A 6711-nucleotide genomic window follows, 5' to 3' on the forward strand; every position below is an offset into this window, starting at 1 on the left:
GCTGTCTGTGAAACTGTGTACTTTTTTGTGGAATTTGTATGTGTATTCCCGTGGAAATGCGTATCTTTGAATAATCAAAATAGAGGAAAAATCATGGACGGGATATTACGTAAACTTCCTATTGGAATACAGACTTTTGCAGAGATTCGTGAAGAAAATTATCTCTATGTAGATAAGACTGCTTTTGTGTGGCGAATAGCTAACACAGGTAAACCTTATTTCTTGAGCCGTCCTCGTCGTTTTGGCAAGAGTCTTCTTCTTTCTACTTTTGAAGCTTATTTCGAAGGTAAGAAAGAATTATTTGAAGGGTTGGTCATAGCTAATATGGAAAAGGAATGGAAGACATATCCGGTATTTCATTTGGATTTAAACGCGGAAAAATATGATTCTCCCCAGGCTTTAGTCGAAATTCTTAGCAGGCAGTTGACGCAATGGGAACTGAAATATGGCAAAGGGGAGGATGAGGAAACTCTCTCCGGACGTTTTGCGGGTGTAATTCGCCGAGCCTGTGAACAGTCTGGTCGTGGAGTCGTAGTCTTGGTGGATGAATATGATAAACCTTTGTTGCAGGCATTGGGTGATGACGTTTTGCTTGATGACTATCGTAAGACATTGAAGGCCTTCTATGGTGTACTGAAAAGTTCTGACCGGTATCTTCGTTTTGTTTTCCTTACCGGTGTGACTAAGTTTGCGCAAGTCAGTGTGTTCAGTGATTTGAATCAACTGAATGATATCAGTATGAAGCCGCAGTATGCCACCATTTGTGGTATTACGCGACAAGAATTGAAGGATACTTTTATTCCTGAACTGAATCGATTGGCAGAAACGAATGAACTGACTTATGAAGAAACATTGAACAAGATGACGGCTTTATATGACGGCTATCATTTTTGTGAGTTTGCGGAAGGAGTATTCAATCCATTCAGTGTGCTTAATGTTTTTGACGGGTATAAGTTTAGCAACTATTGGTTTCAAACCGGTACTCCTACTTTTTTAGTCGAACTGCTTAAAAAGAGTGAGTATGATTTGCGTACGTTGATTGATGGGGTAGAAGCCAATGCTTCTTCGTTTATGGAATATAGGGTAGATGCTAATAATCCGATTCCGTTGATTTATCAGAGTGGCTATTTGACTATAAAGGGGTATGACAAGCGTTTTGGAAACTACCTGCTGAAATTTCCCAATGATGAAGTACGATATGGATTTATGGATTTTTTGGTTCCTTATTACACATCAGTGGTAGATGATGAACGGGGTTTTTATCTTGGTAAATTTGTACGTGAATTGGAGAGTGGTGATGTTGATGCTTTTCTTACCCGCTTGCAGGCTTTCTTCGCAGATTTCCCTTATGAACTGAATGAAAAGACCGAACGACATTATCAAGTTGTATTTTACTTAGTATTCAAATTGATGGGACAATTTACCGGAGCAGAGGTTCGTAGTGCCCGCGGACGGGCGGATGCAGTGGTGAAAACTCCGAAGTATATTTATGTATTTGAATTTAAACTGAATGGTACTGCCGAACAGGCTTTGCAGCAGATTGATGAAAAAGGCTATCTGATACCTTATCAGGTAGACGGGCGTGAGTTGGTTAAAGTTGGAGTGGAGTTCAGTGCAGAAAAAAGGAATATAGACCGGTGGTTGTATTAGCTCGATAACCATGTTGTTAAAGGAGTTACGGAGCCGTTTGAGATTGTTCAAGCGGCTCTTGTCTTGCGGGTAGTTCTTTTAATTTTCGATGTTATATTCTATTACAGGAATCGACAACTGGGTGAAGAAACAGGATAAGTCAAAGTTAGCTTGTGCATAGCCCTTGTGGTTGCCACATAAAGCATACTTTTATCAATATTGGAATGATAGTTCTTATCATCTGTTTGCGGAATGATTACTTCGTCAAATTCCAGTCCTTTCGCCATATGGGCGGAAGTGATGATAATCCCTTTTACATAAGCAGAACTTTGATTTGACAAAAGTGAGATGTCGTTTGCATATATCTGGAGCTTTTGAACAAGTTTTTTTGCTTGGGATTCTGTTTTGCAGATGATCCCTAATGAGGTATAATGGGAGTTCCTGAAGGAGTTTACTAAATCCGCAATACCTTGGATCTCTTCTTCCGTATTTTTGAATGGAAGAATCTTGGGGTGTTCCCCATGTCTCATAATCGGTTCTAATTCATTGTTCGGTTGAATTTTTTGTGTAAAACTGGTAATCTCAAAAGTAGAACGATAGCTTTTGCAAAGTTTCATAATTTCTCCTGTTGCAAATGCTTTTTGAATCATACCGGCAGTGGAAGAACCATAAGGATTGACGGATTGGAAAGTGTCTCCAAGAATTGTTTTTCGACACGGATAAAGTTTTTGAATCACCTTGTATTGTATGGGAGAATAGTCTTGCATTTCGTCTATCAGAAGGTGTTTGACGTAAGATTGGGCGTTGTTCCCATTTAATGCGATATGCAGATAAGCCAAAGGGGCTAAATCTGCATATTCCAGTATGCGGTTTTTGCGTGTCTTGAACATCTCCGGTTTTCCGATCCACTCAAAAAAGTCTTTATAGATTTGGAGATCGTTATTGCCTACGAACATCTTTTTTATCTCTTTCTTTAGTTGGTTTTTCTCCGGAGTGCTAACTGTGAGATTATATTGTAGTTGCATCATTTCCAGAATATAATCTGTCATAGGCTCAAATCGTTGACGTATGGGATAGCGATGGAATCGTTTGAACTGCTCGTTAATAAATTCAGCGGGAATAGTGATGCTTTTTGTGAGTTTTACATCTGTGGCTTTGAAATAGTTGTTTTCCATATAAAGGATGAACTTGTCAAGTTGTGATATAAACTCGAAGGAGGCTTTGTATTGTATCCGTTTGATAAAGTCTTGTGTCGGCTTTTCCAATAATTCTGTTACTTGTTCAAAGAAAGTCTGGCATTTATATTTGTTGTCAAGTACATTTGAGAGAATTTGTTCCATGCTGGTTTCGGGAACGGTCTCTTCGCCAAGTTCCGGAAGTACATTCGATATGTAATCGGCAAATACTTTATTGGGTGAGATAATTAATATGTCTTTGGAAGAAATCTGCCCTTTCTGCGCGTAAAGCAGGTAGGCGATACGATGGAGGGCAATAGATGTTTTCCCTGAACCGGCAACGCCTTGTATGATAAGTACGGCGGCATTTTCATTGCGGATAATCCGATTTTGTTCCCTTTGGATGGTCGTAACTATATTCCTCATTTTGTTGTCGGCATTGGAGCATAGTTCTTTTTGCAGAATATCGTCATGAACAGTTACGGAACTTTCAATCATATACTCCATATTTCCTTTACGAATACGGTACTGGCGTTTGAGCAAGATTGTTCCATTAATTTCACCTGCCGGAGAAGAATAGGTCGCTTCGCCTAATTCATGATCGTAGAACATGCTTGAAATAGGAGCTCGCCAATCGTAAATCAGATTTCGTTTTTGCTTGAAATCATAGAAAGTGTGTATTCCTATATAGATCGGACTAACTTGGCTTTTGTCTTTCTTTTCCTGAAAGTCGATTCGTCCGAAATAGGGGATATCCAGTATTTTGCTTAGTCGCCTGCGTTTGTCAATTACGTTTTCGCCTAATGCAAAATGATTTAATATGCTTTCGCGCATGGAACGGATTTCGTGGGGATCAATATCTTTGTTCGACCATAGATAATCCTTGTACTCCTGCAGGGTGTCTATATGCTCTTTGACGGAAGTACTGGTGGTGTTGATTGTATCATGGATAGTGGTTATGACTTGCTGTAAATACTCTTTTTCCTGTTTCTCTGTTTGATTGAATATCATAATCTCTTTTTAGTTGTATGGTGAAGAATTGAATTTGCGGACAAAGTTAGCTCAACCCATTAAGGGATTAAATAGTTATTTATAGCTATATATGTATCCTTTTTCCTATTTTTGCATACTTACTTAATAAGGAAAAAGATGAATATTCTTGAATTGGCAAAACGTAACCAGCAGAAAGCTTGGGAGATTATAGAGGATACCCGTATTGTTCGGATATGGGAGGGGATTGGTGCCAAAGTGAATCTGGTAGGTTCGTTGCGTACAGGATTATTGATGAAACATCGGGATATTGATTTTCATATTTATACTTCCCCTTTGGATTTGTCTGCCAGCTTTCGGGCGATGGCTGAATTGGCGGAAAATACGTCCGTAAAGAAGATTGAATATACGAATTTATTACATACAGCAGAAGCGTGTATAGAGTGGCATGCATGGTATCAGGATATGGAAGGAGAACTCTGGCAAATGGATATGATTCATATCCAAGAAGGCTCTCGTTATGATGGCTATTTTGAAAGGGTGGCCGAACGCATTTCTGCGGTATTGACAGATGAAATGAGACTGGCTATCCTGAAATTGAAATACGAAACGCCTGATACGGAAAAGATTATGGGAGTGGAGTATTATCAAGCTGTGATTCAGGATGGTGTACGTAGTTATCCGGAATTTGAGGAATGGAGAAGATTGCATCCGGCGGTGGGTGTGGTAGAATGGATGCCTTAGACAGACTGGTAGCTTCGGGAAGAGTGCGTATGGGTTAATTAACTTAGTAGTCCGGTTTCCTGTCCCAAACGAATGGCTTCGATAGAATTTTGCACACCTAATTTGCGTAACAGGTTCTGCCGGTGAATATTGACAGTGTGAATACTGATACATAGCTTGTCTGCAATCTCTTTACTTAACAACCCTTTTTGAATAAGCCGTAATATCTCTATTTCCCGATTAGTGAGGTTGAGCGAAGAAGGCATTAGCAAAGAGGAAGGAGAGAAGAATTCTCCGTTCTTCAGATTTAGGACAGTGCAGTCTACTGTTTCGGAATGTTTTTGGTCGGGTGAAATATCCATATTGCCTATTACGAGCCATGCTTTGCCGTTACGGTCTTGTTCCAAAACTTGATGTCGGCTAGTGACACGTATATATTGTTGCTTGGCATTGAGTATACGGAAACTGTAAATGTTGGAATAGTTGTTTCGCTGTTCGAGAGGCAGACTGTAAATGAACTGGCTTAACGTGACCTGTAATGCTGCCAGTTGCGCACGGTCGTCCGGATGAATACGTGATTCTAAATAATCTCCCTGCTTTTCCAAAGTTTCTATCTTGTGACTGTCATACCCCAGTAAATCAACGAAATTCGAGGATGCATACGTGTAATTGCATTTGTAAACATCGACAACAAATGTGCAGTTGTGACAGATTTTTGAAAGTTGGTGAAGTATGGATTTATCCCGTTCCCACACAGCGTAATCAATATCGGTAGCAGACAAGCATTGCTTTGCCCACATTTCTTCCCGAGTGATATTGTTTGATTTATTCATAGCGAATGTTTTTGGGTACTGATAATCTGTTTTGAGAAATCGTTTATTTACCAATCAATTTCTTCTATTCCCTTGCTATGCAAGAAAGCATTGGCTTTACTGAAGTGTTTACAACCGAAGAAACCATATTCGGCAGAGCGGGGAGAGGGATGAACAGTGGTTAGTACCAGATGTTTGTTGGTATCTATCAAAGATCGTTTCTCTTTCGCATAACTTCCCCAAAGCATAAATATCAAATTCTCCCGTTTTTCACTTAGTTTCCTGATAACTGCGTCTGTGAAGATTTCCCAACCCATATTTCGATGAGAACCGGTTTCGTGCGCACGTACAGTAAGAACAGAGTTTAGCGGGAATACACCTTGAGCTACCCAACGATCCAAATTACCAGAAGTTGGAATTGGCTTTCCCAAATCTTGGTGTATTTCTTTGAAGATGTTGCTTAGTGAACCTGGGATAGCTACTCCATCAGGCACAGAAAAACAGACTCCATAATATTGTCCGGGATTGGGATAGGGGTCTTGTCCAAGGATAACTACTTTTACCTTTTCGAAGGGACAGGAATTGAATATATGAAAAATCTGATGTCCGAGAGGGAGGACGTGTGCCCGTTTGTATTCATCTTTGACGAATGTAACCAACTTTTCGAAGTATGGTTTGTCAAATTCTTCTTGTAATTGTTGTTTCCAACTTGGTTCTATTCTGACATCCATAAAGTGGGACTTGATAATTTATGTAATGGCAAAAGTAGATATATTACAAGAGAATATCAAGAATGATAGGCAAAATTGTGTATCTCGCCGATTTAGGATGAATTGTGTGCTAATAAATGATAATTATCGTCTTTCTTCCGAAAAAGAACGGGCATAAATGTATTATTCTGATTTATTGTGTTACCTTTGTACCAAGAGTTTGAGTTACGAATCATTATCGTATAGTTCTTCTTTATAATATTTTATTAGCAAGCAGTCCTTGTCTTTAATTATCCTCCTCACTCCAAATTAGTATTTATTTTAATAAAATTTTAAATGAACATTTACATTTCAGGTTTAAGCTATGGCACTAATGATGCTGACTTAACAAATTTATTTGCAGAGTTTGGAGAAGTTTCTTCAGCTAAAGTAATTTTTGACAGAGAAACTGGTAGATCCAGAGGATTTGCTTTCGTAGAAATGCCGAATGATACAGAAGGACAAAAAGCAATTGACGAACTGAATGGAGTTGAATACGACCAGAAAGTTATTTCAGTAAGCGTGGCACGTCCTCGTACTGAAAGACCGTCTAACGGTGGTGGCCGTGGTGGTTATAATAACTCTAGAAGATATTAATATCCGAATAAAAGCAGAAGATAATATCTTCTGCTT

Annotated in this window: 6 protein-coding genes; 3 read left to right on the forward strand and 3 right to left on the reverse strand. The window is 39.1% G+C overall.

Going from position 1 to position 6711, the window contains the following annotated elements; translation table 11 throughout:
* Nucleotides 1–93: 93 nt before the first annotated feature.
* Entirely contained in the window at nt 94–1650 is a 1557-nt protein-coding gene (locus tag KFO40_RS04110) for an ATP-binding protein (protein ID WP_195646495.1), read from the forward strand.
* A 101-nt stretch (nt 1651–1751) separates the two neighbouring features.
* On the opposite strand, the gene KFO40_RS04115 is transcribed toward KFO40_RS04110, so the two are convergent.
* Nucleotides 1752–3815: a HelD family protein gene (locus tag KFO40_RS04115; RefSeq protein ID WP_195646494.1), complete on the reverse strand. Its 2064-nt coding sequence runs from the start codon at nt 3813–3815 to the stop codon at nt 1752–1754.
* A gap of 138 nt (nt 3816–3953) precedes the next feature.
* Between KFO40_RS04115 and KFO40_RS04120 the strand changes: the two genes are divergently transcribed.
* A complete protein-coding gene (locus tag KFO40_RS04120; RefSeq protein ID WP_004323239.1) occupies nt 3954–4538 on the forward strand; it encodes a hypothetical protein in 585 nt (194 codons plus the stop codon).
* A gap of 38 nt (nt 4539–4576) precedes the next feature.
* On the opposite strand, the gene KFO40_RS04125 is transcribed toward KFO40_RS04120, so the two are convergent.
* Both KFO40_RS04125 and ung read right to left on the reverse strand, forming a co-directional pair.
* The gene (locus KFO40_RS04125) at nt 4577–5350 is read right to left on the reverse strand and encodes a LuxR C-terminal-related transcriptional regulator (RefSeq protein WP_004323238.1); all 774 of its coding nucleotides are present in this window, start codon (nt 5348–5350) and stop codon (nt 4577–4579) included.
* Between the two features lie 47 nt (nt 5351–5397).
* The gene (gene ung, locus KFO40_RS04130) at nt 5398–6060 is read right to left on the reverse strand and encodes a uracil-DNA glycosylase (protein ID WP_004310617.1); all 663 of its coding nucleotides are present in this window, start codon (nt 6058–6060) and stop codon (nt 5398–5400) included.
* A gap of 315 nt (nt 6061–6375) precedes the next feature.
* On the opposite strand from ung, the gene KFO40_RS04135 reads away from it, so the two are divergent.
* Complete coding sequence (locus KFO40_RS04135; protein WP_004296140.1) at nt 6376–6675, forward strand: RNA recognition motif domain-containing protein; 300 nt, start codon at nt 6376–6378, stop codon at nt 6673–6675.
* The last annotated feature ends 36 nt before the right edge of the window (nt 6676–6711 follow it).

Origin of the sequence: Bacteroides sp. 1001302B_160321_D4 (assembly GCF_015667765.1) — a bacterium.
GTDB lineage: Bacteria > Bacteroidota > Bacteroidia > Bacteroidales > Bacteroidaceae > Bacteroides > Bacteroides xylanisolvens.

What these genes read in the sequence shown, in the direction of transcription:
- KFO40_RS04110 (WP_195646495.1), top strand. Translation starts at nt 94, where the DNA reads ATGGACGGGATATTACGTAAACTTCCTATTGGAATACAGACTTTTGCA.
- KFO40_RS04115 (WP_195646494.1), bottom strand. Translation starts at nt 3,815, where the DNA reads ATGATATTCAATCAAACAGAGAAACAGGAAAAAGAGTATTTACAGCAA.
- KFO40_RS04120 (WP_004323239.1), top strand. Translation starts at nt 3,954, where the DNA reads ATGAATATTCTTGAATTGGCAAAACGTAACCAGCAGAAAGCTTGGGAG.
- KFO40_RS04125 (WP_004323238.1), bottom strand. Translation starts at nt 5,350, where the DNA reads ATGAATAAATCAAACAATATCACTCGGGAAGAAATGTGGGCAAAGCAA.
- ung (WP_004310617.1), bottom strand. Translation starts at nt 6,060, where the DNA reads ATGGATGTCAGAATAGAACCAAGTTGGAAACAACAATTACAAGAAGAA.
- KFO40_RS04135 (WP_004296140.1), top strand. Translation starts at nt 6,376, where the DNA reads ATGAACATTTACATTTCAGGTTTAAGCTATGGCACTAATGATGCTGAC.